A 24,940-nucleotide genomic window follows, 5' to 3' on the forward strand; every position below is an offset into this window, starting at 1 on the left:
CGTGGATGACCGGTGGCGAAAGACGACAGTTCCGACGGCTGGCTCCTGTTGTCGACCTTGCAACACTTCGCCTACTGTCCGACTCAGGCGGCCCTGATCCGAGACGGCGTCTGGCTGGACAACCACCTCACGGTGACCGGTGACGCCGTCCATGAACGCGTCGACACTGGGGGGACCGATCATCGGCGCGGCGTGCGGGCGCACCACCGGGTGGAGTTGGCCAGTCATCGGCTGCGGATCCACGGGATTGCCGACACCATCGAGGAAGCAAGAGACGGGAGCCTGACGCCGGTCGAGCACAAGCTCGGACGTGGAGCCGGCGACCTGTTCCCCGCGACGGTCCAGGTCGTGGCCCAGGCCCTCTGCCTTGAGGAGATGACCGGCCGGGAGTCCACCCTTGGTGCCATCTTCGTCGTCAAGGAGCGCCGACGGGTGCCAGTCGTGGTGGCGGACCATCGAGAGCGCGTGGAACAGCTGATTGTCAGCGCCCATCACGACTTGAGGTTGCCGCCATCGTCGCCGACGTACTCCGCTCGGCTATGTCGGTCCTGCAGCGTGATCAATAGTTGCCAACCCCGTGGAGTTGAATGGCGATGAGCGACTACTTTCTGCGCACCCTGTTCGTGCATACTCCGGGCACCCGACTGGTGCTTGAGAGCGATGCTCTGAAGGCGCTCCATGACGAGGCACCTCCTCGGCGGCTCCCACTACGCGCCATCGATACGGTCGTTGTGAGTGGCGGTGTGGACGTGTCGACGCCGCTGCTAGTGCGGTGTGCGGAGGACGGCAGGCTAGTGGCGTTCGTGAGCCGATTTGGGAAGCCGAGAGCGATTGTCAGCGGTGAGGCGCCCGGCCGAGGGCATCTCCGGCTGCGTCAGTTCGAGGCGCACTTCGATGCCGAGAGGAGACTCCAACTTGCCAAGTCGATTGTCGCGGGGAAGCTTGACCAGATGTCGTGGGGACTTCGTCAGTGGGCTCGGGATCTCGATGACGAGTTGGCCACGCAGTTGCGTGACCTCGCTGGAAGCGTCGAGGCTGATCGCGAAGGCGCAGTCGTGGCTGCCAGCCGAGATGCTGCTCTCGGCATCGAGGGTATAGCGACCAGGCGCTACTTCGGTGGGTTGGGGATCGCGCTCAGATCGGGGGCTTGGAAGGGGCGCAACCGTCGACCGGCCAGGGACCCCGTGAATGCCACGCTCTCGTTCCTCTACGGTATGGCACGGCTTGCAGTGCAAGGGGCTGTCCATGTCTCTGGCCTCGACCCATGCTGCGGGTTTCTTCATGGTGACACCGATGGACAGCCGGCGTTGGTTCTGGATCTGCTGGAGGAGTTTCGTCCGAGCGTCGATCGAGTTGTGGTGACATTGTTCAACCGCCATCAACTGCGGGCCGAGCACTTCGAGTTGGATGCCTTGGGCTCGTGTTCTCTTACGGCGGATGGTCGTGAGGTAGTAATGAACGCTTGGCACACTCACCGGATGTCAAAGGTGAAGGTGGCGAAGGCGGTGGCCCCGATCCCACGGGCAGCGATGCCGCTGGTGCAGGCGAACGCGATGGCCAACGCGCTCCGTCGAGGTGCGCCCTACGTTTCCCACAGGATGGCGGTCGCATGAAGCTTCTGGTGACCTACGACGTATCCACGACGACGCCTGAAGGCAGGAGAAGGCTGCGGCGGGTCGCACGTATCTGCGAGGGCTTCGGTCAGCGGGTCCAGTACTCGGTCTTCGAGGTGGTTTGCTCCCGCACGGACTACGCGAGGCTCCTGACAACCCTGAGCGAGGTCGTGGTTCCCTCCGAGGACAGCCTGAGGGTGTATCCCGTGGACCGTGATGGTTTCGACGACGTCATCGTCATCGGAGCGGAGCGTGCACTCGACCCCGATAGCGCCTGGAATCTGTAAGGTGAACTGCCTGGGGTTCGAGCGTTGATGCTCGGCGATGGGCAAGGAACCCGGACCACGAGACACAGGAGTTGACTACGATCACTCAAGCCGCGTTTGTCGAACGACGAATCGCGCATCTGTGCAGGTCGCGAAGGGTGCTCCCCGACGATGAGTCGGGGAGGGAGTCTCAACACGAGGTTGACGATGTGGCTGCAGCAGGCCTCGATCAGTGCTCCCCGACGATGAGTCGGGGAGGGAGTCTCAACGCCTGGGAGGAGCCGCGAGGACTGGCCGACGTGTGGTGCTCCCCGACGATGAGTCGGGGAGGGAGTCTCAACTTGATGGCCAAGACCTACCAAGGCCACGAGACCGTGCTCCCCGACGATGAGTCGGGGAGGGAGTCTCAACCTTGCTCTGCACGGGCAGGCCGCGGGCGATGCGCTTGGTGCTCCCCGACGATGAGTCGGGGAGGGAGTCTCAACTGGACAGACCTCCGGTACGAAAGGAGGCCGGATAAACGGTGCTCCCCGACGATGAGTCGGGGAGGGAGTCTCAACATTGGTCCTCGTGGTCGTGCCGTCGAGCTGACGTTGGTGCTCCCCGACGATGAGTCGGGGAGGGAGTCTCAACACCGCCGCCACCAGCAGTTCGTGGGTCGCGCCAGGGTGCTCCCCGACGATGAGTCGGGGAGGGAGTCTCAACACGGGGCACCTACCAGGGCACTCAGGTCGTCACGAGTGCTCCCCGACGATGAGTCGGGGAGGGAGTCTCAACGACCTGTTGTTGCCGCTCGAACACGCCGGGCTGCGGTGCTCCCCGACGATGAGTCGGGGAGGGAGTCTCAACATCGCGCAGCACATCCGGTTCCTCGAGGCCTGGCGGGTGCTCCCCGACGATGAGTCGGGGAGGGAGTCTCAACACCAGCCCCTTGACGGGGCGGGTGCAGGTGCGGTCGGTGCTCCCCGACGATGAGTCGGGGAGGGAGTCTCAACGACGGACACGCCGCCGACGTGAGAGCCCACAGGAGGGTGCTCCCCGACGATGAGTCGGGGAGGGAGTCTCAACATGCCGTTGTGGATCGGGCCGAAGTCGTGGCCGCGGGTGCTCCCCGACGATGAGTCGGGGAGGGAGTCTCAACTTACTAGGCGCGGGCATGCCCCTAATTCTACTGCGAGAGTGCTCCCCGACGATGAGTCGGGGAGGGAGTCTCAACTTCTGGTACTCCGCCGTCACCTTGCTCTGTGCGCCCCGGTGCTCCCCGACGATGAGTCGGGGAGGGAGTCTCAACCCGACCCCGAGGTGCGGGTCGCGTAGACGGCCAGCGGTGCTCCCCGACGATGAGTCGGGGAGGGAGTCTCAACATCATCAAGGCCTACCGTCTCGACGCGAAGGGCGCCGTGCTCCCCGACGATGAGTCGGGGAGGGAGTCTCAACGCCAAGGAGTCGGGCACCCTCGCCCACCAGCAGCAAGTGTGCTCCCCGACGATGAGTCGGGGAGGGAGTCTCAACCCGCGCGCGACCGCGCACGCCGACGTCGACTCGACCGGTGCTCCCCGACGATGAGTCGGGGAGGGAGTCTCAACGGCTTGAGGAACACTCCGCCCGCACCCGGTCCGGCGTGCTCCCCGACGATGAGTCGGGGAGGGAGTCTCAACAGTGCCGCCTGGAGCGTGTAGGAGAGCCCTGCTGTCAGTGCTCCCCGACGATGAGTCGGGGAGGGAGTCTCAACTCGGAGTCCACGCTCCCGGTGACTTCATAGCGCGTCGTGCTCCCCGACGATGAGTCGGGGAGGGAGTCTCAACTTCTTGGCGGCCTGCTTGGCGGCCATCAGGCGGTCGGTGCTCCCCGACGATGAGTCGGGGAGGGAGTCTCAACACTGGGGCGCCTCCTCGATGTCGACGACGTGCCCGGGGTGCTCCCCGACGATGAGTCGGGGAGGGAGTCTCAACGACGGGTTCTCCAAGGCTGCCGCTGCCAACCGCGACGGGGTGCTCCCCGACGATGAGTCGGGGAGGGAGTCTCAACCGCTCGTCACAGATCCGTTTCGCGTCGGCCAGGAAGGGTGCTCCCCGACGATGAGTCGGGGAGGGAGTCTCAACCGACCGTGGGCTGAGAAGTGGTCCCGAGCGCGCGGCGTGCTCCCCGACGATGAGTCGGGGAGGGAGTCTCAACCATGCTCCGAACGCATCGGCCGCAGCGGGTCCGACGTGCTCCCCGACGATGAGTCGGGGAGGGAGTCTCAACTCAGGCTGCCGCGACATCCGCCACGACGCCAGCGTGCTCCCCGACGATGAGTCGGGGAGGGAGTCTCAACGGCAGCAGCCGGGAGATGGCGCGCTCGAAGCGGGTGAGTGCTCCCCGACGATGAGTCGGGGAGGGAGTCTCAACCGATTTACCCTTCAACGCGCGCGTATGCGATATGTCGTGCTCCCCGACGATGAGTCGGGGAGGGAGTCTCAACTCACAAGCGACCGTCATGGCTGTCACGGATGTCACGCGTGCTCCCCGACGATGAGTCGGGGAGGGAGTCTCAACTTGAGGATGTCGTCCTCGTGCTCGTGCCAGTGGCAGGTGCTCCCCGACGATGAGTCGGGGAGGGAGTCTCAACACCCTGCCAGAAGGCCAGGAATCATCCCCAGAAGCCGTGCTCCCCGACGATGAGTCGGGGAGGGAGTCTCAACCGTCGACAGATTCGGCACTGGCGGTTCGGGCGAGGTGCTCCCCGACGATGAGTCGGGGAGGGAGTCTCAACAGTGTCGGGTTGTCCGGGTCGCGGTTGCCGTTCTCCGGTGCTCCCCGACGATGAGTCGGGGAGGGAGTCTCAACCATGCTCCGAACGCATCGGCCGCAGCGGGTCCGACATGTGCTCCCCGACGATGAGTCGGGGAGGGAGTCTCAACGACGCCGCGAACGCCAGCATCGCCACCACCGGCACCGTGCTCCCCGACGATGAGTCGGGGAGGGAGTCTCAACCCTTTCCTGACGCCCCGCCCGGGGCGCCGCAGGCCCGCAGGTGCTCCCCGACGATGAGTCGGGGAGGGAGTCTCAACGATCATTGATTGAACGGAAGGGCTCCGGCGTGTTGCGTGCTCCCCGACGATGAGTCGGGGAGGGAGTCTCAACCCCAGTGCCTCGACCACGACAGCGAGCACGGCTTCGAGTGCTCCCCGACGATGAGTCGGGGAGGGAGTCTCAACTCGCTCAAGGAGGTCTTTGCTGGACAGAATTTCGGTGCTCCCCGACGATGAGTCGGGGAGGGAGTCTCAACCTACATCTGCGACCCCTGCTGGCGATCGACCCTCGTGCTCCCCGACGATGAGTCGGGGAGGGAGTCTCAACTCCGCCACGACCGAGGCGCGCGCGAAGGCCAAGGCAGTGCTCCCCGACGATGAGTCGGGGAGGGAGTCTCAACCAGGACGGTCCGCTCGGTCTGAGCGAGTCCCTTGGTGCTCCCCGACGATGAGTCGGGGAGGGAGTCTCAACACTGTCGACAAGGTCACCAAGGGCAGTGCCGAGCAGGTGCTCCCCGACGATGAGTCGGGGAGGGAGTCTCAACACTTCCCGCGGCACCACACCCGGCAAGTTGCAGGGCTCGTGCTCCCCGACGATGAGTCGGGGAGGGAGTCTCAACTCCGAGGCCGAGGTCACCAAGGCGTCGGCGGAGAACCGTGCTCCCCGACGATGAGTCGGGGAGGGAGTCTCAACCGCAAGGAGGCGGTCGGCGGCGTGCAGTCCATCACGGTGCTCCCCGACGATGAGTCGGGGAGGGAGTCTCAACGATGCCGCAGGAGTCGCAGGTCCAGACGGTTTTACGGTGCTCCCCGACGATGAGTCGGGGAGGGAGTCTCAACCTGGCCGAGCACCAGTACCCGGCCAATGCGGGCAGTGCTCCCCGACGATGAGTCGGGGAGGGAGTCTCAACTCCGCCATCACCACCACGGCGCCGGTACGCGCCTGCGTGCTCCCCGACGATGAGTCGGGGAGGGAGTCTCAACTTGATCGCGTCACCCTGCTCGACCCATAGGCGCTCAGGTGCTCCCCGACGATGAGTCGGGGAGGGAGTCTCAACCTCCGGCACGATCCCCGGCACCGTCGACCGCAGCGCAGGTGCTCCCCGACGATGAGTCGGGGAGGGAGTCTCAACGTCGATCCCGGCACCGCCTCCGGTGCGTCCTTCGGGAGTTGTCCCGACGATGGGTCGGAGAGGAGAGGAACTTCAGCAGCCGCGCGCGTGGGTCTGCACGCCCCAGAGGTGCTCGTCGGCCATCCGCGCGGTGAGCAGGCTGCGCTCCAGGCGCCGCGCGTCGTTGACCTGCCAGTGCTGGTAGTGCGACACGCGCCAGCGACGCAGGAGGCTCTCGTAACGGGTGGGAAGCGACATGATCTTGCTCCGGATGAACGCAGGGATGTTCGTGCGGCAGACACAGCGCTGTGCCTCCCGGAACTCTACTTCTCGATCTGGACGAATCGTCCAGTTTCTGCAGGAGCAGCAGGCAGGCATCGGGAGGTCACGACCCGGCGAGCAGCTCACGCACGCGCGGGATCACCACCTCGCCGTAGAGTCGGACCGACTCCAGGCGCTGGTCGTGGGGGAGCGCTCCGACGGAGTACTTCAACTGGAAGCGCGACAGCCCCAACGCCCGGCAGGCCCAGGCGATCTTCTGGGCGACGGTCTCCGGTGATCCCACGAACAGCGCGCCCTGCGGGCCGGCAGCGTCGTCGAAGGCTGCCATGGAGTACGGTGGCCAGCCGCGCTCGCGGCCGATCCGGGTGTAGAGCGCGGCCTGGTGGGGATAGAGCTGCTCGCGTGCCTCCTCGTCGGTGGCGGCGATGTGGCCGGGTGAGTGCATCCCGACGGGAAGCTCGGGGCGGCCGAGCTGGCTGAGCGCGTCGCGGTAGAGGTCGGCGAACGGCACGAACCCCGCGGGCGATCCGCCGATCACGGCCAACACGAGCGGGAAGCCGTAGCGCGCCGCCCGCACGACCGACTCGGGTGTGCCGCCGACCGCGATCCAGGCGGGGAGCCGCCCGGCTTCGGTCGGTGGGTAGACCCGCTGCCCGGTCAGCGGCGGGCGGACGGTGCCCGCCCAGGTGGTCGGCCCCTCGGCTTGCAGCTTGGCGAACAGGTCCAGCTTCTCCGCGAACAGCCGGTCGTAGTCGTCGAGGGAGTGACCGAACAACGCGAACGACTCGACGAAGGAGCCGCGCCCCAGTTGCACCTCTGCGCGACCCCGCGAGATCGCCGCCAAGGTGGCGAAGCGCTCGTAGACCCGGATCGGGTCGTCGGAGCTGAGCACCGTGACCCCGGTGCCGAGTCGGATCCGCTCGGTCTGCCCGGCGATCGCCGCCAACACGACCTCGGGAGCGGAGATCGCGAAGTCCGGCCGGTGGTGCTCGCCCAGCCCGAGATAGTCGACGCCCAGCCGATCGGCAAGGGCTCCCTCGGCGACCACCTCGCGGAGCGTTTCGGCGTGGTCACCTGGCACGCCGTCCTCCAGGGGCACGTCACCGAACGTGTCCAGGCCGAAGGTCGGCCGCTCTCGGGTGCCCAACTCGGTGAAGGTGTCGCCGTCCACGGGCCCACGCTAGACCGTTGAGATCGGCGTCGGGCCGGGCGACCGCGTCCGCGGAGCCGGATGCGGTTGAATCGGGTCGGGAGGTGCCATGACCGAGACACTGGTCGACCAAGTCGAGATCTCACACGCCGAGGACGCCGCGCGCCGAGAGCGGTTTCCACGCGGCGCAGCGGTGAGGTTCGAGGACCTGGAGCAGGCCGGCCGCGAGCACGTCATCGACGACCTGCGTGAGCACGAGCCGGTCTCCTGGGTGCCGGCTCTCGGCGGATGGCTGGTCACCAGCCGTGAGGCGGCGCGGCAGGCACTGCACCCGCGGACGAGCACCACCGTGGAGGCCGAGCAGAACCTCGTGCGGGCCTCGCTGGGCACGATGATGCTGACCGTCGACGGCGCCGAGCATGCACGAATGCGGACCGCGCTCGACGCGCCGTTCCGGGTCAAGGAGGTCGAGGAGCGGTTCGGCGCGCCGATCCGCAGCCTGGTCGACGAGCTGATCGACGACCTGCGGAAGCGCCCGGAGGCAGAGCCCGAGCTCGGCAAGGCCTTCGCAGCGCCGTTCGCGGTCCGGATGGCCGGCCAGGCGCTGGGGCTGTCGTTGGAGGACGTGCCGCTGATCGACGGGTTCTACGCCGACTTCGCCGCCGCGATGGTCTACGACGGCAACCCCGAGCCGGTGCTGCGTGCCGAGGCGGCGCGCGCCGAGCTCAACAGACTGCTTCTCGACGAGCTCGCTCGTTGCCGGCGCACCCCGGACCGGTCGCTGACCTCGGCCCTGGCTGCGGACAGCCGTGGCCTGACCGACGACGAGATCGTGGCGCAGCTCCGGGTCGTGATGTTCGGCGCGATCGAGACGATCCAGGCCTCGGTGATGAACACCGTGCTGTTGCTGCTCACCCACCCCGACCAGCTCGACCTGGTGCGCGCCGACCCTGGCCTCCTCGACGGAGCGGTCGCCGAGGCGATCCGGGTGGTGCCGCCGGTCGCCTTCATCGAGCGGTGGACGCGCGAGGCGGTGCGGATCGGCGAGGTGGACCTCCCTGCCGCGGAGTTCGTCGGTGTCTCGGTGGTGGGCGCCAACCGCGATCCGGCGACCTTCCCGCAGCCGGAGCTGTTCGACTGCCGCCGAGCTAACGCCGCCCGAGCGCTCTCCTTCTCCTTCGGCATCCACGCCTGCCTCGGTCTCCATCTGGCGCGCCTGCAGACCGTCCTCGCCGTCGGCGGCCTCCTCGACCGGCTTCCCGGACTCACGCTGGTCTCGCACGAGCCTCCGTCCGGCTTCGCTTTCCGCCGACCCGCCACCGTGCGCCTCGCCTGGCAGTAGGCCTGGCGTCTCGACGAGGCGTGCCGCCATGGGCATGGCGGGGGAGAGTCGACCGTGCGGTCGCGCCGTGCTGCTGCTGATCGCGGTGGCCATGCTGGCGGTGGCGGCCGACTGTGGTGACCAGACGAGTTCGAGTGGTCCTCCGACCCGAGCAAGCCGAGCCGCCACCGCGGAGTCATCGAGGTCTGCGATCTGGGTCAAGGCACCTGCCGCGCGCTCGAGCACGTGACCGGTGCGCGCGATGTCGTGTTCGCCGGCGTCGACGTCCAGCCCTGACGCGAGACGTCGCACCTCCAGGCCGCCAGGCGACCAATCCCGATGACGTCCCTGGGGACCTGCGTGCCACGATGGGGTCAGCCGCGCTGGAAGGGAAGCAGCAATGGACTACACCCACCTCGGCCGCACTGGCTTGTCGGTCAGCCGGTTGTGCCTCGGCACGATGAACTTCGGCCCCGAGACCACCGAGCCGGACAGCCACGCGATCATGGATCGCGCCCACGAGCAGGGGATCAACTTCTTCGACACCGCCAACGTCTACGGCTGGGAGAAGGGGGAGGGGATCACCGAGCAGATCATCGGTCGATGGTTCGCTCAAGGCGGCGGTCGTCGGGAGAAGACGGTGCTCGCCACCAAGCTCTACGGCTCGATGGGGGACTGGCCCAACGAGACCTTCCTGTCCGCGCTCAACATCCGACGGGCCTGCGACGCGTCGCTGAAGAGGCTGCAGACCGACTACATCGACCTCTACCAGATGCACCACGTCGACCGGTCGACTCCGTGGGAGGAGATCTGGGAGGCGATGGAGGTGCTTCGCCAACAGGGCAAGATCCTCTACGTCGGGTCGTCGAACTTCGCGGGATGGCACATCGCCCAGGCGCAAGAGGCTGCCCGGGCCCGACACTTCCTGGGGCTGGTCAGCGAGCAGTCGATCTACAACCTGCTCACTCGGTGGGTCGAGTTGGAGGTGCTCCCGGCCGTCGAGCACTACGGCCTCGGCTTCATCCCATGGTCGCCGTTGCACGGCGGCCTGCTCTCCGGCGCGCTGCGCAAGGAGAAGGAGGGTGGCGGGTCGCGTTCGGGTAAGGGCCGCTCGTCGGAGTCGCTCGACGAACACCGCGAGACGATCGAAGCCTACGAGCAGTTGTGCGCGGACCTCGGTGAGGATCCGGCGCACGTGGGACTCGCGTGGCTGCTGTCCCGGCCCGGGGTGACCGCTCCGATCATCGGGCCGCGCACGATGGAGCAGCTCGACGGCACCCTGCGTGCGCTCGACATCGAGCTCTCCGAGGAGACGTTGGCCAGGCTCGACGAGCTCTTCCCGCCCGCAGGACCCAACGGCGCCAAGCCGGCGCCCGAGGCGTACGCCTGGTAGCTCACCCTTCCGGGCCTGCAACCGTGAGGCGCCGGGCTGCGGGACCGGCTGCTGACCACCCCTGGCCGACAGAATGCGGTTAGGTTAACCTAACTAAGGTGACCCTAACATCCACTCGCCCGTCGTACCGCCCGTTCGCCGTGAGCGTCGCGGCCGTGACCGATCTCAGTCCGTCGTTTCGGCGGCTGACCCTCACCGGAACGGACCTGCACGAGTGCGGCGACGCGATGCTCGACCAGCGGATCAAGCTGGTGCTCGGCGAGCCAGACCCGACCCTGCTCACGCACGAGTGGTACGACGTCTGGCGCGCGCTGCCCGACGACCGTCGGCCAGCGGTGCGGACCTACAGCATCGCGGGCCTGGACCGCGCCCGATCCATGATGGACGTCGACGTCGCCTGCTGGCCGGTGCACGGGCCGGCCTCCCGGTTCGCGGCGCAGGCCGTGCCAGGTGACAGTTTGATCGTCGTGGCGCCGGACGCGCAGTCGCCCGAGGCCAGCAGCCATGGGATCGCCTGGCGGCCGGGCGCTGCCACCGACGTGCTGATCGTCGGCGACGAGACTGCGCTGCCTGCGATCCGCAACATCTTGCGGGCCTTGCCCGACCGCATCACCGGCACCGCGATCCTCGAGCTGCCACACCTCGCGGACGCGGTGGAGCTGACGGCTCCGCCGGGGATCGAGCTGCACCTGGTGGCCCGAGACGGCCGGCCGGTCGGCGTCGCTGCCGAGCAGCATCTCAGCCGGATCCTCCCGGCAGCGCGGCGGACCCGGAAGCCGGTCGCGCCCGAGCCCGACGAGGACGACCTCTGGGACGAGATCGACGGTGGCCACCGGCGACGGACCTACGGCTGGCTCGCGGGCGAGGCCGGCTGGATCGTCGGCCTGCGCCGCCGAGCGCGCTCGGCGCCCTCGCTGGCCGACTCCAACTTCATGGGCTATTGGAAGGCCGGAAAGGCGTTGGAGGGATGACCGAGCTGATCGCGTGGGCGGCGAAGCGGGCCCGATCGATCCTCGCCACCAGCCCGTCGGTCTACGTCGGGGTGGTCAACGAGGTCTGGGAGTTGAGTCGGCACGCGGTCGGCCCCACCGGCGACCTGCTCTTCGCGGCTCCCGCCGAGGCGGACCAGCACTTCGCCGCGGTGGGCTGCCGGCTCCCGGCGCCGGACCTCGACGCCACGGTCGTCGATGTCTCGGGCGTGCCGCAGCCGGATCGGGTCCGCGGCACGGTCCGGTTGCGGGGCCCGGTCGGCCTGGCCGAGCCGACCCCACAGCTCGCCCAGTTCCTGCGGGTCTCGAGCGAGACTCCGGTGCTGCGCCTCACTCCGCGCCGGGTCTCCCTGGACTGGCGGGTGCAGACCATCGTCGAGCCGCTCGAACACCGCATCCCGGTCAGTGCGTACGCCGATGCGCCGCTCGACCCGCTGGCCGGCTGGGAAGCCGGCTGGACCGCTCACCTCGACCAGCAACATCCGGGCCTGGTGGCCGACCTCGCGCGGCGGTTGGACCCCGATCTGCCGCCGCAGGCGCGGATCCGCCCGGTGCTGGCCGATGCCGAGGGATTGGTGCTGCGGGCGTACGCCGAGGACGGCATCCGTGACCTGCGGGTCGACTTCCCACGCGCGGCCACCTGTGCCTGCGAGGCGCTGCGCGCGCTCGGTGACCTGGTCGGGCACCCGGTCGACTGACGACAGCGCCCGGGAACCGGCCGCTGGCGATGTCATCACGCGGCTCCTCGGCGTTTGACAACGCTGTTTGACACATTTTGTCGCATGGCGACTGGTCCAGACCAGTGAGGTGTGTCAGGCTCACCACGGGCCCGTATCAGGCGTGATTCGACGCCAAACAGGCCTACAGAGAAGAAACGTGGGCAAGAAATCCATCCGTGGGTTGCCACGCCCACTTGCCAAAGTGTGCCACTGTGGTGTCACATCGAACCGAACACACCCCACCTCCCAAAGGAGCATGTCATGTCTCGGATCGTCGCCGCTGTCCTTTCCGCGATCTGCCTGTTCACCCTCGTCAACGCCCCCTCCGCCGACGCCGCCACTCTCCGTAGCGTGGTCGCCAAGCGCGGTGGCGGCGACAACTGGTGCTGCTGAATCAGCAGACCTACAGCACACCGGAGAACGCGTAGTCCAGCCGGTCGTAGATCGGCGCGAGAGCGCGTGAGGCACCAAGGCTCATTGCCGCATGCCGGTATGCAACGCTCGCCTCGGTCCAGTCCTCGGCTGCGGTCATCGCGTCGCCCAGCTCGAACCACAGTTGGGCGGCGCCCCGATCAGTGCCGATGAGGCTGAGTAGCGTGGAAGCGTCAGCGTAGGCCGCCTCGGCGGGCTGACCGTCCGCGATCAGCGCGAGCGTTTCTAGAACCCGAACCTCTGCTGACAGCAGAGGCGCCTGGTGGCAGACCTGCATCGGCACCTCGGAGAGAATCTTCAGCGCCTCCCGTGGTCTGTACTCGCGGAGAAGCAGGCGCGCGTGGGTCAGTGTGTGGCGAGCGAGGTCGATCGGGCTGACCGCAGACCACTTGTGCTCCTGGGCCGATAGCTCGACCAGCGCTCGCGCAGCGTCCAGATCTCCGTCCGAGTGGTGCAGCAGGAAGGTTGCCAACTGGAGCCGGAGCCTGCCCAGGTTACGCGTGCTGCCGCCGTTCTCCAGCAGGGAGAGGGCCTTGGTGCCGAGTTGCACGGCTCGCTCGACGTTGCCGGCATGCCGCTCGATGTTGGAGGCGTTCCAGTACGCCGCCGCCTGCGCCTCCGGTGAGCTGATCGCGTCGGCGGCGTCGATCGCCCGCCGGGACAACCGGGTGGCCATCCCGACCTCGCCGGCCTCGAAGTAGGCAGCGGCGACGGTGGAGGCCAGTCGGATGTGCTCGGTGGTTCCGGTGAGTCCGGACTCCTCCATGCCGGCCATGACCCGTTCGCCGGTCTCGATGGCGAGCTGGTATTCACCGCTCTCGCGGTAGCACCGGGACAGTGCGATGCCGACGACCGCGGCCATCTCGTCGCGGTTGTCGTCGCGATGCAGGTCCTCCAGCTCGATGATCGCGGCATGCCAGTCGCCCCGAGCCTCGTGGCACTGGGCGTGGATGACCTTCGCGCGGCGGAGCAGGTCGGGCCAAGGCGCCAGGGCGCGGGTCTCGATCAGCCGCGAGGACGCGACCATAGCCTCTTCGAGGTCGCCCGCCGCGAGGCTGAGTTCGGCGCTGTCCAGATCGTGCTGCTTGTCGAGTCGTTCGCTGGCTTCGGCGCCGGTCATCAAGAAGTCGACCGACACCGTCAATCGACCGGCGAGCACCGCAAGCACGGCTGCGTTAGGTCGCCGATCACCGGATTCGAGGCGTGAGACGTAGCCGACGGAGTAGTCCTCACCCGCGAGCTCACCTTGGGTGAGCCCCTGAGCGATGCGCGCATCTCGGATGCGCCTCCCCACTTCCGCCGCGGCCGTCGTGTGTGCCCGATCCCGAGAGTCCACTGTCTCGTTCCCCTTTCACTCCGGTTCGGCTCAGAGTATGCGCCGCAACCCCATGTTGTGGTCGGTACTACCAAGGTCATGGGCGCCGTTGCAAGCCTTCGTCCGCGGCTACCCGCCTGACCAGCCGTTATACACGCTCCGGCAGCGTCTCGCAGCAAGTCGGCTGACTGGACCAGTGCGGGCTTTACCCGCGAAACGCATGGATTCTCCCCAGTGATGTCGTCCCATGCTCACAAGGGCACCACCAAACTCGGGAACTCGGGGAGCTATGTTGACCATCTCGCTCTTGCGACAGGAACCACATTCGGCCGTGGTCGAGGACTGCCAGACACCCAGGTCCGTCGACCTGGAGTCCTCGATGGCGCGGGAACAGCAACGGCGGATCGCCGATCGTGAGCAGACCGCTCGGTCGATCGTTGCCGCCCTCGAGGAAGCGGGTGGGCCGGATGCGCTGTTCCTCTACGACCGGCGCCAGCGCGGCGTGCGCTTCGGAGGTGACGTCGGTCCGCTCGCGGTCACATCTCGCGGGGTCTGGGTGATCACTGCTCGTCCGTGCGAGGGCACCCGCGTCGACGTTGCCTGGGCCGGTGGTGTCTCCGACACCGAGCGGGAGCGCTTGCTCGTGGGTGGTCGGGACAAGACGCTGCTGGTGAAGGCGCTCGACGCGCAGCACACCGCCGTACGCCGTGCGCTGGCGGGCCGCGACGTTCCCGTCGCCGGCCTGCTGTGCTTCATGGGTGCTCAACTGTCGCGGGTGTGGTCACCGTCGATCCATGGCTACCCCGTCGCCGACATCGACGCGACCGCCGCCCTCTTGCAGACTCCCGGTCCCTACGACTCCCGTCGGCGGCACGAGATCTGGGAGCATCTCTCCCGCGCCTTCCCTGCCGCCTGACTCGCGGACGTCATCGTGCCTGGTCGCCGGGGCGACCGAGTTGGATGACGTCTCGCGGTTCAGCCGACCAGCACCGGATGTGCCTCGAGGATGCGGAGGGCGACCGGCTCGCCGGTGACGGTGAGGGTCTGCGGGATCGGTGTCCAGCCGTCGCCGTTGACCCGATAGCGGCCGGTGTAGACGGTGTCGACCCACGGATGCACCGTGATCTTGGCGTCGCGGTAGGTGTGCGTGACCGCCAGGTCCGGGTACGCCGCGCCGGGGCTCTCGGACGTCATGCTCCCGGTGTCCTGGGCGTTGTCCGCCTCGCCCGCACCGGCCCAGTGCCACACGTAGCGGCCCGGTGTCGCTTCGATCTCCACCCGCTGGCCGAGCAGGGTCACCGTCTGTGTGGTCGGCTCGACGTTCGAGGTGTAGAAGTTCGTCTCGAGGTTCACCAGGGTTTCGCCTCCCGGCGGCTGGACGATCAGCTCGGACTTGGGCCAGGTCAGCCCCTGCATCGCCGTGAAGACCATCGCCGGAGTGATCGCGCCCAGGTCAGCGGCCTCCTGGTCGGTCAGGCAGGAGTAGCCGTAGAGTTCGCGTGGTCCGTCGGGCAGTTGGACACGGTAGACGGCATAGAGCACGCCAGCTCCGGAGCTGCAGATCACCGGGTTGAAGCAGGTCCCACTCTGAGACTCCGTCTTGCAGACCGGCTTCACGATCCAGCGGTAGTGCGGGTCGGAGTGGGAGACGCTTTTGATCTCGTCGCCGTTGTAAGTGCACTGGCTGTACACATCAGTGAGGTCTCCCTGTGTGCTGCAACCCCCGTCGCCTGTCGCGCTGTGCGCCTCTGCAGTGGACAGCACTGTGAATAGAAGCAATGAGACCACGATGAAGACGCGTTTCAATTGATCTCCATGTAGTCCTCGACGAGCCACGACCCGTGTTGGCCACGTAGCGTGAACTGATACTTCGTCCGTTCTCCGGGGAGGGTCTTTACTGGGCCTGTCTGCGTCTCCTGGTACTCCGTCGGCCTGCTCTCGACGTCAACGATGACGACGGTGGAGCGTGTGGACGGCGTGGAGGCCTTGCGGACGTTGTGAACCTTCCAGCCTTTGGTCTTGACGTAGCCGCCTGCCGAGTAGAACTTGGTGATGGCAGCGGACAGTGACCTGCAAGGGTGACAAGTCGGCCCGGCCAGACTCATGAACGCTTCCGTCTCTCCGGTGTTCTGCATCTCTCTGTTCACCTCAACCCAGCGGCGGATGAAGTCCTCGGCGGACTCTGGTTGCGGCGAGGGGGAGTCGGTGGGCTCGGTCGGCGTAGACGAGGTGGGCGACGACGAGGTGGGTGGGGGTGGGCCGGGCGCGTCGTCGCTGCAACCGGCCAGCACCAGCAGGTCGAGTGCGAGACCAGCCGCGCAGAACCGGCTGATGATCCCGCTTCGTCTCGGAGTTCCCATGTCAGCCCCTTCCGAGAATGACCGCTGACTGACTCCGAAACTAGCGGCTCATCCGGCTCTGCGCACCCGCCCAGGTGTGGGCTGTGGACAATCGTCGACCGCGGGCCACGCTTCGCCAAGCGGTTAGATCAGTGCGGGATGCGGTAGCGCAGATAGACCATCCCGTTGCCGAACCGCCGCTCGTGGTAGAGGTTCATCGGCTGACGCAGGTGACCGGGGAACACCGGCAGTCCACCCCCGACGATCACCGGCGCGACGATCAGGTGGCACTCGTCGACCAGACCCGCGTGCAGAGTGACCCCGGCCAGCGTCGGACCACCGACGCTGAGATCGCGCCGCGAGTTGCCCTTGAGCTGGCGGATCACGGCCGGGTCGAAGCGGCGCACCAGTCTGGTGCGGTTGGTCCAGGTCTCGACCAGCGTGGAGGAGAAGACGACCTTCTCCGCGGTCTGCCAGATCGCGGCATACTCCTGGGACTCCGGCGACCGGTCGGGATCCTTGATGTCCCAGCCGGCCATCACGTCATACATCCGGCGGCCGTAGAGATAGGTCCCGATCGGCCGCTCGAGGTCGTTGACGAAGGCGTGCACCTCGGCGTCGGGGACGGCCCAGTCGAAGCGGCCGAGCTCGTCGGCCACGTAGCCGTCCAACGAGCAGATCGCGGAGTAGTGGAGCCGGGCCATAGGACTGCCAGCGTATCCGGCTGAGCGGGTGCTGTGGGCACGCGCTCCGGGGTCCGGTCGCCCCGAGATCCTGCCGATCGGATCCTCGGGTCAGACGCCGACCGCGATCAGTTCGTCGTAGGGCATCGGGATGATGTCGTGGTCCGTGGCGAGATGGAACACCTCGCACGGCAGGTCGGCCTCTCGGCACCCCTCGGCGAGCGTATTGGCCCAGCTCCGGTCGCGAGCGGTGGGCCCGCCACCCCCTGGCCGACTCCGCAGGAAAGCGACCCGACCGCCCTGGCCGGCCACCTCTCTGGCCAGGCCGGCCAGATGCTGCGTCATCGCGGCTGCCGTCTCCCGGTCGGGTGGCTCCTCGGCCTGCTCAAGCTGAGTCAGCTGGGGCACGGCGGCACCACTGCTGTCGAGGAACATGAACCACAGGCTCTCCCTGCTGAAGCCGAGTGGTTGCATCAGATGACGCCACACCCGCTCGAGGTCGGCCTGACTGGTGATCACTGGTCGATAGGTCATGGCCCGACTGTGATCGGTGGCACCGATCCCGCGCCGGCTCTCTCCACAGGTCCGCACGGGCCGGGCCCGCGCCGTCAACTGTGCACGGGAAGTGGGCTCGAGTCCGTCTCCCGGCCGGGCCGAGTCAGGTGGGTCGGGCCTCGATCAGGTAGACGGCGGCGGAGGCGGTCAGGTTGGCGGGGCCGCGCTCGCGGAGACCGGAGACGGCCTGACCGTGGGCATCGAGCAGGACGCGGCGGCGTACGTCGAAACCCAAGGCGCCGAAGAGGTCCTCCAGATCGGCCAGGGTGGCCAGGTGGATGTTGGGGGTGTCGTACCACGGGTGCGGCAGCTCGGCCGAGACCGGCATCCTGCCCCGCACGAGCAGCCCGGCGCGATGCTTCCAGAGCCCGAAGTTGGGCACCGAGACGATCCCGCATCCGGCGATCCGGGCGACCTCCTCCAAGACGATGTCGGGATGCCGGGTGGCCTGCAAGGTCTGGGAGACCACGACCAGGTCGTAGGAGCCGTCGGCGAACTCGCCGAGTTGGCGGTCCAGGTCCAGCTCGATGACGGAGACGCCTCGTCGGATCGCGGTTCGCAACGACGCGGCGTCACTGTCCGCGCCGGTGCCCGGACAACCGAGCTCGGCGTGCAAGAAGGCCAGCAGAGCGCCGTCCCCACAGCCGAGGTCGAGGACGCGGGAGCCAGGCTCGACCAGCCCGGCGACGACTTCCAGGTCAGGTCGCATCGGACGGACCTCCCTCGGTGTCCGCGCTGCCGACGCGCGTGCCTGCCTCGGCGCCGGAACCAACGCCGGCTGTACCCACCGTCTCCTCACCCGCCCGGTCCACGAAGGCACGCACGGTGGCCAGATAGTCGCCGTCGTCGAGGAGGAACGAGTCGTGGCCGTGCGGGGCGGAGATCTCACGGAAGGAGACCGGCACCCGGGCCCGCTCCAGCACCCGCACGATCCGACGCGAGTGGGCGGTCGCGAAGCGCCAGTCGGAGTCGAAGGACGCCACCAGGAAGGTGGTGCCCCGGCCCGCGGCGCAGGCCGCCGCAAGGACGTCAGTGGCCCCCGGCTCGGCGAACGGGTCGAAGTAGTCCAGCGACCGGCTCAGGTAGAGATAGGACAGCGGGTCGAAGCGGTCCAGGAAGGTCTGTCCCTGGTGCTCGAGGTAGGACTCGACCGCGAAGTCGACCCCGAAGCGTCGTCGCGGCTCGTCGGCGTCCTGAATCCGGCGGCCGAACTTCTCGGCCATCGCCTGCTCGGACAGATAGGTGATGTGCGCCATCATCCGGGCGATCGCCAGCCCGGTGCGGGGTCCCTCGACGTCGGGATGGTCGATGTAACGACCGTCGGCGAACTCCGGGTCCCGCATGATCGCCGCGCGAGCGACCGCGGAGAACGCGATGTTCTGCGCCGACAAACGGCTGCTGGCCGCGATGGCGACCGCGTTGCCGACCTCGTGAGGAGCGTCCAGCGCCCACTGCAGCGCCTGCATGCCGCCGAGCGAGCCGCCGATGACCGCGAGCAGTCGCTCGATCCCGAGCCGACGGATCAGCCGCCGATGCACGGTGACGAAGTCGCGCACCTCGAGGAGCGGGAACTCCAAGGCGTACGGCGACCCGGTGGCGGGGTCGATCGACGTCGGCCCGGTGGTCCCGCGGCAGCCGCCGAGCAGGTTGGGACAGATCACGAAGAAGCGATCGGTGTCCACCGGTCGGCCGGGGCCGACCATGGTGTCCCACCAGCCGGGTTGGCCGGCCGTGCCGGACGCGTGCGAGTCTCCGGTCAGGGCATGGCAGACCAGGACGGCGTTGGAAGCGTCCCCGTTGAGGGTGCCCCAGGTCTCGAAGGCGACCTCGACGTGGTCGAGCCGGCCGCCCCCGTCCAGCGTCAGCGGGTCGTCCGGGGTGAACAGGACGACCCGCTGACGGGGGTCGGATGACTCCTGGTCAGGCACCGGCCTTCGCCAGTGCCTGGTCGAGGTCGGCGATGATGTCGTCGACGTTCTCGATCCCGATGGACAGGCGGACCATGTCCTCGGGCACGCCGGCGGCCTCGAGCTCCTCGGGAGTGAGCTGGCTGTGGGTGGTGGTGGCGTTGTGGATCGCCAGCGACTTGGCGTCGCCGATGTTGGCCAGGTGGCTGAACAGCCCGAGCGCCTCGATGAAGGTCTCGCCGCCCGCGCGGCCGCTCTTGATGCCGAACGACACCAAGCCGCCGTAGCCCTTGCCGGTGAAGATCCGGTCCGCCACCGCCTTGTCCGCCGAGGAGTCCAGGCCGGGGTAGTTCACCCAGGCCACGGCCGGGTGGTCGGCGAGGTAGCGGGCCACCGCCAGCGCGTTCTCGCTGTGTCGCTCCATCCGCAGGTGCAGCGTCTCGAGACCCTGCAAGAAGAGCCACGAGTTCAGCGGCGCCACCGCGGCACCGGTGTTGCGCAGCAGCACGGTCCGCGCCCGGATGATGTAGGCGAGGTTGCCGACCGCCTCGGTCCACACCACGCCGTGGTAGGCGCCGTCGGGCTGGGTCAACCCGGGGAAGCGGTCGGCGTGGGCGGTCCAGTCGAAGTTGCCCGAGTCGACGATCACGCCGCCGACGGAGGTGCCGTGCCCGCCGATGTACTTGGTCGCCGAGTGCACCACCACGTCGACACCGTGGTCGAAGGCGCGGCAGAGGTACGGCGTGGGCGCGGTGTTGTCGACGATGAAGGGCAGCCCGTGCTCGTGCGCGGCCGCGGCCCAGGCGTCGAGGTCGATGACGTTGATCCGAGGGTTGCCCACGGTCTCGCCGAAGACCAACCGGGTCTTGTCGTCGATGTGTTGGGCGAGCTCTTCCGGCTTCTCGGGGTCGACGAAGCGCACCTCGATGCCGAACTGCGGAAGGGTGTGCGCGAACAGTGCGTAGGTGCCGCCGTACAGCGTCGACAGCGCCACGATGTTGTCGCCGGCGTAGCACAGGTTGAGCACCGAGTAGGTCACCGCAGAGGACCCCGAGGAGGTCGCCAGCGCGCCGACGCCGCCCTCGAGGGCGTTGATGCGCTGCTCGAAGACGTCCTGGGTGGGGTTCATGATCCGGGTGTAGATGTTCCCTGGCTCGCGCAGCGCGAACAGGTCGGCAGCATGGTCGGTGTCGTTGAAGACGTAGGACGTCGTCTGGTAGATCGGCACGGCGCGGGCGTTGGTCGCGGAGTCGGCCTCCTCCTGGCCGGCATGAACCGCCAGGGTCTCGGGCTGGAACGTCATCGGGTGGTCCTCTCGGGGCAAGTTTCCGAGCACGACTCTCAGGGCACGGGTAGCCCGGGCGCCGTGTGCGGTCGGCGAGTCCACGCTAGGGACTTCACCGGCTCAGCGGTCGGCAGGTATCACGATGTGGATGGAGCATCCATATTGCGAGACGATCAGTGGGCGACGGCGCGGTAGACCTCGAGCGTCTGCTGGGCGATGCCGGCCCAGCTGAAGTCCTCGATCGCGCGCCGGCGCCCGGCTCGGCCCATCGCGGCGGCTCGGTCCGGGTCGGCGACGATCTCGTTGAGCGCGGCGGCGAAGTCGTCGACGTACTGCTGGGGGTTCAGCGGAGTCCCGGTGCCGTCGTCGGCCTGCTCGATCGGGACCAACAGGCCCGTCTCGCCCGGCACGACGACCTCTGGGATGCCGCCGGTGGCCGTGGCCACCACCGCCGTCTCGCAGGCCATCGCCTCGAGGTTGACGATGCCCAGCGGCTCGTAGATCGACGGGCAGACGAACGCGGTGGCGCCGCTGAGCAAGGCGATCACGTCCGCGCGCGGCAGCATCTCGCGGATCCACACCACGCCGGTGCGAGTGGCGGCGAGGCCGTCGACCAGGTCGACCACCTCGGCCTCGATCTCCGGGGTGTCCGGCGCCCCGGCGCACAAGACGAGCTGCACCTCCGGCGGCAGCTGGGCCGCCGCCTGCAAGAAGAGCGGCAGCCCCTTCTGACGGGTGATCCGACCCACGAAGACGACCCGAGGCCGATCCGGGTCGACGCCCAGCTTGCGGATCCGGTCCGGGTTGGGAGCGGGCCGCCAGTCCTCGGTGTCGATGCCGTTGAGCACCACGTGGACCTTGTCGGGATCGATGTCGGGGTAGGAGCGCAGCACGTCTTGGCGCATCGCCGCGGAGACCGCGATGACGCCTGCCGCCGCCAGGTAGGACGTCCGCTCCACCCACGACGACACGGCATAGCCGCCGCCCAGCTGCTCCGCCTTCCAGGGGCGCATCGGCTCCAGCGAGTGGGCCGTGATCACGTGCGGGACGTCGTACAGCAGCGCGGACAGGTGCCCGGCGAAGTTGGCATACCAGGTGTGTGAGTGCACCAGGTCGGTCCCGGCACAGCCGGTGGTGACGGCCAGGTCGACACCCAGCGTCTTGACCGCGCCGTTGGCGGAGCCGAGCTCGGCCAGGTCGGCGTACGACGTCGTCAGCGGCTCGGAGCGTGGCGCGCCGAACGCTCGGACACGCGTCTCGAGATCGGGGATCGCCCGCAGCGCGCGGACCAGCTCGGCGACATGCACCCCCGCGCCGCCGTAGATCTCCGGGGGATACTCCTTGGTCAACACGTCGATTCGCACGGACTGAAACTACCGCTGCGCCGTCGGGCTGGACAGCACATGGAACACAGGTGATCCAGCGACTAGCCTGCCGAACATGAGCACCGTTCCCGAGTCGCCCGCGGTGCGACGCCGCCGGTCCCGCAAGAAGGTGTTGGCCATCGTGCTCGCCGGTGGCGAGGGCAAGCGGCTGATGCCGCTCACCGCCGACCGGGCCAAACCGGCGGTGCCGTTCGCCGGGATCTACCGTCTGATCGACTTCGCGCTGTCCAACGTCGTCAACGCCGGCTACCTGCAGGTCGTCGTCCTCACCCAGTACAAATCACACAGCCTGGACCGGCACGTCACGCAGACCTGGCGGCTCTCGACGATGCTCGGCAACTATGTCGCCCCGGTGCCGGCGCAGCAGCGGGTCGGCAAGCACTGGTATCTCGGCAGCGCCGATGCCATCTTCCAGTCCCTCAACCTGGTCAGGGACGAGAAGCCCGACATCATCGTGGTCGTCGGTGCCGACCACGTCTACCGGATGGACTTCGCCCAGATGGTCGACCAGCACGTCGAGTCCGGCGCCGCCTGCACGGTGGCCGCGATCCGGCAGCCGATCGGGCTGGCCGACCAGTTCGGCGTGATCGACGTCGATCCCCGTGACACCGGCCGGATCAGGGAGTTCCTGGAGAAGCCGAAGAACCCCACTGGCCTGCCGGACAGCCCGCATGAGGTGCTCGCCTCGATGGGCAACTACGTCTTCGACGCCGACGCGCTCGTCTCGGCGGTGACCGACGACGCGGTGATGAGCGGATCGGCCCACGACATGGGCGGCGACATCGTGCCGGCCTTCGTGGCGCAGGGCCGAGCAGGGGTCTACGACTTCAAGGACAACGAGGTCCCCGGCGCCTCCGACCGCGACCGCGGCTATTGGCGCGACGTCGGGTCGCTGGCGTCCTACTACGCCGCCCATATGGATGTGGTGGCGCCGCTTCCGGTGTTCAACCTCTACAACTTCCAGTGGCCGATCTACACCTCCTACGGCCCGCAGCCGCCGGCGAAGCTGGTCCGCGGTGAGGGGCAGCGGATCCCGGTGGCCGAGGACACCGTGCTCTCGCCCGGGGTCGTGGTCACCGGTGGCCGGGTCTACCGCTCGGTGCTCTCGCCGGCCGCCCGCGTCGAGACCGACGCCGAGGTCGCCGACTCGATCCTGATGCACGGGGTGCGGATCGGTGCGGGCGCCGTCGTACGCCGCGCGATCCTCGACAAGAACGTGGTGGTCCCCGCCAACGCGCGGATCGGGGTCGACCCCGAGGAGGACCTCGCCCGCGGCTTCCTGGTCCAAGACGGCCTGACCGTGCTCGGCAAGGAGCAGCCCTTCCCTGAGTGACGCGGGGTCTCCGTCCACAGCCCACGTCAGGATTTGAGTCAGTACGGTCCCGATTGGCTGGTTTCCGTGCGACGGAGCAGCCAATCGGGACCGTCTAACTCAAATTGCCTCGATCAGGGGAGTACGCCGGCGGCGCGGGCGGGGGCGGCGTACGCCTCGGCTAGTGAATCGACTGTCTCGTGGGCGTTGAGGCCACTCGGGTTGGGCACCACCCAGAGTCGTGCTCCGGCCAAGTGGTCGGGCTGCTCGCCGAGGGTGGCGCGACGCTGCTGGAAGGCGACGCGGTACGCCGTCACGCCGGCGACCGCCACCACCGCGGCCCCGGAGCGCTTGACCGTTTCGACCAGCCGCTGGCCGCCTTCGTAGAGCTCGCCGTCGGTCAGTTCGGCGGCACGGGCGGTGGCGCGACGGACCAGGTTGGTGATGCCGATCCCGCGATCGAGGAGGTAGCGGCGATCCTCGTCGGTCATCCCGGCGGCCGGGTCGATCGGTCGGTCGATGACCCCTGCCCGCAGCAGCGCAGGGTAGAAGCGGTTGACCGGGTGGGCGAAGTGGGTCTGTGTCGCTGCCGTCCACAGGCCCGGGTTGATGCCGACGAAGAGCAGCCGGACCGTCGGGCCCAACAGGTCGGGCACCTCCGCGTCGCGGAACGACTCCAGCTCGGCGCGGGTGAAGCGAGGCACCGCGCCAGTGTCCCCCAGATGGTCTGGGTGGTGGCGACCGGGTGGGAACCGTGGTCCACGCACGGCCGTCTGAGTCACCATGGGGTGCATGAGGCTGTGCGACAACTCGAGAAGGGCCGCGCGCCGACCGTTCCGGGTGTCGGCGGTCGCGGCGCTGGCCGTCGTGAGTCTGACGGCTGCCGGGTGCGGTGACTCCTCGACCAGCGGTAGCACTACTCCCAGCAGCGAGAGCACCACCTCGACCTCGACGGAGGTCAAGCCCACGCCGGTCGACGACGCGCAGACCGTTGCCATCCTGACCGGGCCGAACGCGGGCGGCCGGGTGTCGCCGGTCGCCGTCCGGCTCGACGACCAGACCCAGATCGATCGGTTCGCCACCCAGTTCGCCCACCCCTCCCTGGGCAGGCGGATCGCCCGCGCGGTCGACTCGGCGGACCTCGGCTCGGACCGTGTGCTGGTGGGTGCCGTGATCGCCTTCGGCTGCGGCGTGCCGACCGACGTGCGGGTCAGCGCGGGTGGTGGGCGAGTGATGCTGCGGGCAGCGCCGCTGGAGAGCTCGCCACCGGAGTGCCTGCTGCCGATGACGACGGTTGCCCTGGTCAGCGTCCCCGCCGACTTGGCCCCGCCTCCGGCGGAGTAGGCACTCCGGGAGAGGTGCGATGCGGCGGCCGGTCCCGGGGTGCTGCTTGGGCTGTCGGGCCGATGCCGCTCAAGCCCGCCTTGCCGTCGACCGGTAATCTCCGCGGTAACTGAGGGAGGAGTCCCAGATGTCGAAGACCAGCAAGGCTGCCAAGGTGGCGGCGGCCGGTGCGATGCTGGCGGTGAAGTACGGCCCGCAGGCCAAGATCGCCTGGGACAAGGGTGGCAAGCAGGCCGCCTCCGCGGCGACCAAGCGGGCGTTGAGCCTCAACAACCGGCGCAAGGCGTTGGCGCATGCCTCGGGTGTCGTCGACGGCTCGATCCTCAAGATCGCTCCTCAGGGCAAGACGATGTACGTCGTGTTCACCGGCGACCTGCCCATCTCGTCGTACCCCCCGCAAGACCTCCCGTTCGCGATCCTGCTGCAGCACGCCGACCTGTCTCGACGGGTGCACCCGGAAGACGTGCGTCGCTCCAAGGGCCCTCGCATGCCCGGGCGTCGACAGCGCGAGCTGCACTGACGAC

At 68.3% G+C, this 24,940-nt stretch carries 24 protein-coding genes and 1 CRISPR repeat array; of the genes, 12 read left to right on the plus strand and 12 right to left on the minus strand.

All coding sequences use genetic code 11. From position 1 onward, the window contains the following. The first annotated feature begins 12 nt into the window (after positions 1 to 12). From cas4 to cas2, 3 genes are read left to right on the plus strand one after another with little or no spacing between them, the layout of a single operon-like run. Complete coding sequence (cas4, locus tag QM714_RS16905; protein WP_415102506.1) at positions 13 to 597, plus strand: CRISPR-associated protein Cas4; 585 nt, start codon at positions 13 to 15, stop codon at positions 595 to 597. Continuing rightward, a complete protein-coding gene (gene cas1, locus QM714_RS16910) occupies positions 588 to 1,613 on the plus strand; it encodes a CRISPR-associated endonuclease Cas1 (protein WP_415102507.1) in 1,026 nt (341 codons plus the stop codon). The genes cas4 and cas1 overlap by 10 nt, the downstream gene beginning before the upstream one ends. Next, positions 1,610 to 1,900 carry a CRISPR-associated endonuclease Cas2 gene (cas2, locus tag QM714_RS16915; RefSeq protein ID WP_415102508.1) on the plus strand — a complete coding sequence of 97 codons (291 nt, stop codon included), beginning with the start codon at positions 1,610 to 1,612 and terminating at the stop codon, positions 1,898 to 1,900. The genes cas1 and cas2 overlap by 4 nt, the downstream gene beginning before the upstream one ends. 137 nt (positions 1,901 to 2,037) lie before the next feature. After that, positions 2,038 to 6,026: direct repeats of the CRISPR family, unit length 37 nt; unit sequence GTGCTCCCCGACGATGAGTCGGGGAGGGAGTCTCAAC. 72 nt (positions 6,027 to 6,098) lie between these two features. Here the strand turns inward: cas2 and QM714_RS16920 are convergent. Beyond that, complete coding sequence (locus tag QM714_RS16920) at positions 6,099 to 6,263, minus strand: hypothetical protein (protein WP_415102509.1); 165 nt, start codon at positions 6,261 to 6,263, stop codon at positions 6,099 to 6,101. 127 nt (positions 6,264 to 6,390) lie between these two features. After that, complete coding sequence (locus tag QM714_RS16925; RefSeq protein WP_415102510.1) at positions 6,391 to 7,458, minus strand: LLM class flavin-dependent oxidoreductase; 1,068 nt, start codon at positions 7,456 to 7,458, stop codon at positions 6,391 to 6,393. An 88-nt stretch (positions 7,459 to 7,546) separates the two neighbouring features. Here QM714_RS16925 and QM714_RS16930 point away from each other — a divergent pair, with 88 nt between their 5' ends. From QM714_RS16930 to QM714_RS16950, 5 genes are all read left to right on the plus strand, one after another. Beyond that, positions 7,547 to 8,779, plus strand: a complete 1,233-nt coding sequence (locus QM714_RS16930) for a cytochrome P450 (protein WP_415102511.1) — start codon at positions 7,547 to 7,549, stop codon at positions 8,777 to 8,779. Between the two features lie 379 nt (positions 8,780 to 9,158). Next, positions 9,159 to 10,151, plus strand: a complete 993-nt coding sequence (locus QM714_RS16935) for an aldo/keto reductase (RefSeq protein ID WP_415102512.1) — start codon at positions 9,159 to 9,161, stop codon at positions 10,149 to 10,151. A gap of 98 nt (positions 10,152 to 10,249) precedes the next feature. Next, positions 10,250 to 11,122: a siderophore-interacting protein gene (locus tag QM714_RS16940; protein WP_415102513.1), complete on the plus strand. Its 873-nt coding sequence runs from the start codon at positions 10,250 to 10,252 to the stop codon at positions 11,120 to 11,122. Further along, complete coding sequence (locus QM714_RS16945) at positions 11,119 to 11,838, plus strand: DUF2470 domain-containing protein (protein ID WP_415102514.1); 720 nt, start codon at positions 11,119 to 11,121, stop codon at positions 11,836 to 11,838. The genes QM714_RS16940 and QM714_RS16945 overlap by 4 nt, the downstream gene beginning before the upstream one ends. A gap of 282 nt (positions 11,839 to 12,120) precedes the next feature. Beyond that, entirely contained in the window at positions 12,121 to 12,252 is a 132-nt protein-coding gene (locus QM714_RS16950) for a hypothetical protein (RefSeq protein WP_415102515.1), read from the plus strand. Between the two features lie 10 nt (positions 12,253 to 12,262). Here QM714_RS16950 and QM714_RS16955 read toward each other — a convergent pair whose 3' ends face one another. After that, positions 12,263 to 13,627, minus strand: a complete 1,365-nt coding sequence (locus QM714_RS16955; RefSeq protein WP_415102516.1) for a helix-turn-helix domain-containing protein — start codon at positions 13,625 to 13,627, stop codon at positions 12,263 to 12,265. A gap of 271 nt (positions 13,628 to 13,898) precedes the next feature. Between QM714_RS16955 and QM714_RS16960 the strand changes: the two genes are divergently transcribed. Continuing rightward, positions 13,899 to 14,522, plus strand: a complete 624-nt coding sequence (locus tag QM714_RS16960) for a hypothetical protein (protein WP_415102517.1) — start codon at positions 13,899 to 13,901, stop codon at positions 14,520 to 14,522. A 59-nt stretch (positions 14,523 to 14,581) separates the two neighbouring features. Here the strand turns inward: QM714_RS16960 and QM714_RS16965 are convergent, their stop codons facing one another. The 8 genes from QM714_RS16965 to glgA form a co-directional block, all read right to left on the minus strand. Continuing rightward, positions 14,582 to 15,298 carry a hypothetical protein gene (locus QM714_RS16965; RefSeq protein ID WP_415102518.1) on the minus strand — a complete coding sequence of 239 codons (717 nt, stop codon included), beginning with the start codon at positions 15,296 to 15,298 and terminating at the stop codon, positions 14,582 to 14,584. Positions 15,299 to 15,408: 110 nt separating this feature from the next. Beyond that, positions 15,409 to 15,966 carry a DUF6318 family protein gene (locus tag QM714_RS16970; protein ID WP_415102519.1) on the minus strand — a complete coding sequence of 186 codons (558 nt, stop codon included), beginning with the start codon at positions 15,964 to 15,966 and terminating at the stop codon, positions 15,409 to 15,411. A 128-nt stretch (positions 15,967 to 16,094) separates the two neighbouring features. Continuing rightward, the gene (locus tag QM714_RS16975) at positions 16,095 to 16,649 is read right to left on the minus strand and encodes a dihydrofolate reductase family protein (RefSeq protein WP_415102520.1); all 555 of its coding nucleotides are present in this window, start codon (positions 16,647 to 16,649) and stop codon (positions 16,095 to 16,097) included. Positions 16,650 to 16,739: 90 nt separating this feature from the next. After that, positions 16,740 to 17,162: a hypothetical protein gene (locus QM714_RS16980; protein WP_415102521.1), complete on the minus strand. Its 423-nt coding sequence runs from the start codon at positions 17,160 to 17,162 to the stop codon at positions 16,740 to 16,742. A gap of 124 nt (positions 17,163 to 17,286) precedes the next feature. Continuing rightward, on the minus strand, positions 17,287 to 17,892 hold the full coding sequence (gene metW, locus QM714_RS16985) for a methionine biosynthesis protein MetW (protein WP_415102522.1): 606 nt from the start codon (positions 17,890 to 17,892) through the stop codon (positions 17,287 to 17,289). Next, positions 17,882 to 19,111: a homoserine O-acetyltransferase MetX gene (gene metX, locus QM714_RS16990; protein WP_415102523.1), complete on the minus strand. Its 1,230-nt coding sequence runs from the start codon at positions 19,109 to 19,111 to the stop codon at positions 17,882 to 17,884. Before metX ends, metW begins: the two co-directional genes overlap by 11 nt. Further along, entirely contained in the window at positions 19,104 to 20,393 is a 1,290-nt protein-coding gene (locus QM714_RS16995) for an O-acetylhomoserine aminocarboxypropyltransferase/cysteine synthase family protein (RefSeq protein ID WP_415102524.1), read from the minus strand. The genes metX and QM714_RS16995 overlap by 8 nt, the downstream gene beginning before the upstream one ends. A 155-nt stretch (positions 20,394 to 20,548) precedes the next feature. After that, positions 20,549 to 21,739, minus strand: a complete 1,191-nt coding sequence (gene glgA, locus QM714_RS17000) for a glycogen synthase (RefSeq protein WP_415102525.1) — start codon at positions 21,737 to 21,739, stop codon at positions 20,549 to 20,551. Between the two features lie 76 nt (positions 21,740 to 21,815). Here glgA and QM714_RS17005 point away from each other — a divergent pair, with 76 nt between their 5' ends. Beyond that, a complete protein-coding gene (locus QM714_RS17005; RefSeq protein ID WP_415102526.1) occupies positions 21,816 to 23,093 on the plus strand; it encodes a glucose-1-phosphate adenylyltransferase in 1,278 nt (425 codons plus the stop codon). Between the two features lie 113 nt (positions 23,094 to 23,206). Here QM714_RS17005 and QM714_RS17010 read toward each other — a convergent pair whose 3' ends face one another. Beyond that, positions 23,207 to 23,776 (minus strand): mismatch-specific DNA-glycosylase, encoded by a 570-nt coding sequence (locus QM714_RS17010; protein ID WP_415102527.1) that lies wholly within the window; start codon positions 23,774 to 23,776, stop codon positions 23,207 to 23,209. An 88-nt stretch (positions 23,777 to 23,864) separates the two neighbouring features. Here QM714_RS17010 and QM714_RS17015 point away from each other — a divergent pair, with 88 nt between their 5' ends. Together QM714_RS17015 and QM714_RS17020 are read left to right on the plus strand one after the other, a co-directional pair. Next, on the plus strand, positions 23,865 to 24,416 hold the full coding sequence (locus QM714_RS17015; RefSeq protein WP_415102528.1) for a hypothetical protein: 552 nt from the start codon (positions 23,865 to 23,867) through the stop codon (positions 24,414 to 24,416). A gap of 127 nt (positions 24,417 to 24,543) precedes the next feature. Further along, on the plus strand, positions 24,544 to 24,936 hold the full coding sequence (locus QM714_RS17020) for a hypothetical protein (protein WP_415102529.1): 393 nt from the start codon (positions 24,544 to 24,546) through the stop codon (positions 24,934 to 24,936). Positions 24,937 to 24,940 lie beyond the last annotated feature (4 nt).

This window comes from Nocardioides sp. (assembly GCF_047602075.1).
Classification (GTDB): domain Bacteria; phylum Actinomycetota; class Actinomycetes; order Propionibacteriales; family Nocardioidaceae; genus Nocardioides.

Coding starts and splice junctions, on each gene's coding strand:
- cas1 (WP_415102507.1), top strand. CDS start 588: ATGGCGATGAGCGACTACTTTCTGCGCACCCTGTTCGTGCATACTCCG.
- cas2 (WP_415102508.1), top strand. CDS start 1,610: ATGAAGCTTCTGGTGACCTACGACGTATCCACGACGACGCCTGAAGGC.
- QM714_RS16920 (WP_415102509.1), bottom strand. CDS start 6,263: ATGTCGCTTCCCACCCGTTACGAGAGCCTCCTGCGTCGCTGGCGCGTG.
- QM714_RS16930 (WP_415102511.1), top strand. CDS start 7,547: ATGACCGAGACACTGGTCGACCAAGTCGAGATCTCACACGCCGAGGAC.
- QM714_RS16935 (WP_415102512.1), top strand. CDS start 9,159: ATGGACTACACCCACCTCGGCCGCACTGGCTTGTCGGTCAGCCGGTTG.
- QM714_RS16945 (WP_415102514.1), top strand. CDS start 11,119: ATGACCGAGCTGATCGCGTGGGCGGCGAAGCGGGCCCGATCGATCCTC.
- QM714_RS16950 (WP_415102515.1), top strand. CDS start 12,121: ATGTCTCGGATCGTCGCCGCTGTCCTTTCCGCGATCTGCCTGTTCACC.
- QM714_RS16970 (WP_415102519.1), bottom strand. CDS start 15,966: ATGGGAACTCCGAGACGAAGCGGGATCATCAGCCGGTTCTGCGCGGCT.
- QM714_RS16975 (WP_415102520.1), bottom strand. CDS start 16,649: ATGGCCCGGCTCCACTACTCCGCGATCTGCTCGTTGGACGGCTACGTG.
- QM714_RS16980 (WP_415102521.1), bottom strand. CDS start 17,162: ATGACCTATCGACCAGTGATCACCAGTCAGGCCGACCTCGAGCGGGTG.
- metW (WP_415102522.1), bottom strand. CDS start 17,892: ATGCGACCTGACCTGGAAGTCGTCGCCGGGCTGGTCGAGCCTGGCTCC.
- QM714_RS16995 (WP_415102524.1), bottom strand. CDS start 20,393: ATGACGTTCCAGCCCGAGACCCTGGCGGTTCATGCCGGCCAGGAGGAG.
- QM714_RS17005 (WP_415102526.1), top strand. CDS start 21,816: ATGAGCACCGTTCCCGAGTCGCCCGCGGTGCGACGCCGCCGGTCCCGC.
- QM714_RS17015 (WP_415102528.1), top strand. CDS start 23,865: ATGAGGCTGTGCGACAACTCGAGAAGGGCCGCGCGCCGACCGTTCCGG.
- QM714_RS17020 (WP_415102529.1), top strand. CDS start 24,544: ATGTCGAAGACCAGCAAGGCTGCCAAGGTGGCGGCGGCCGGTGCGATG.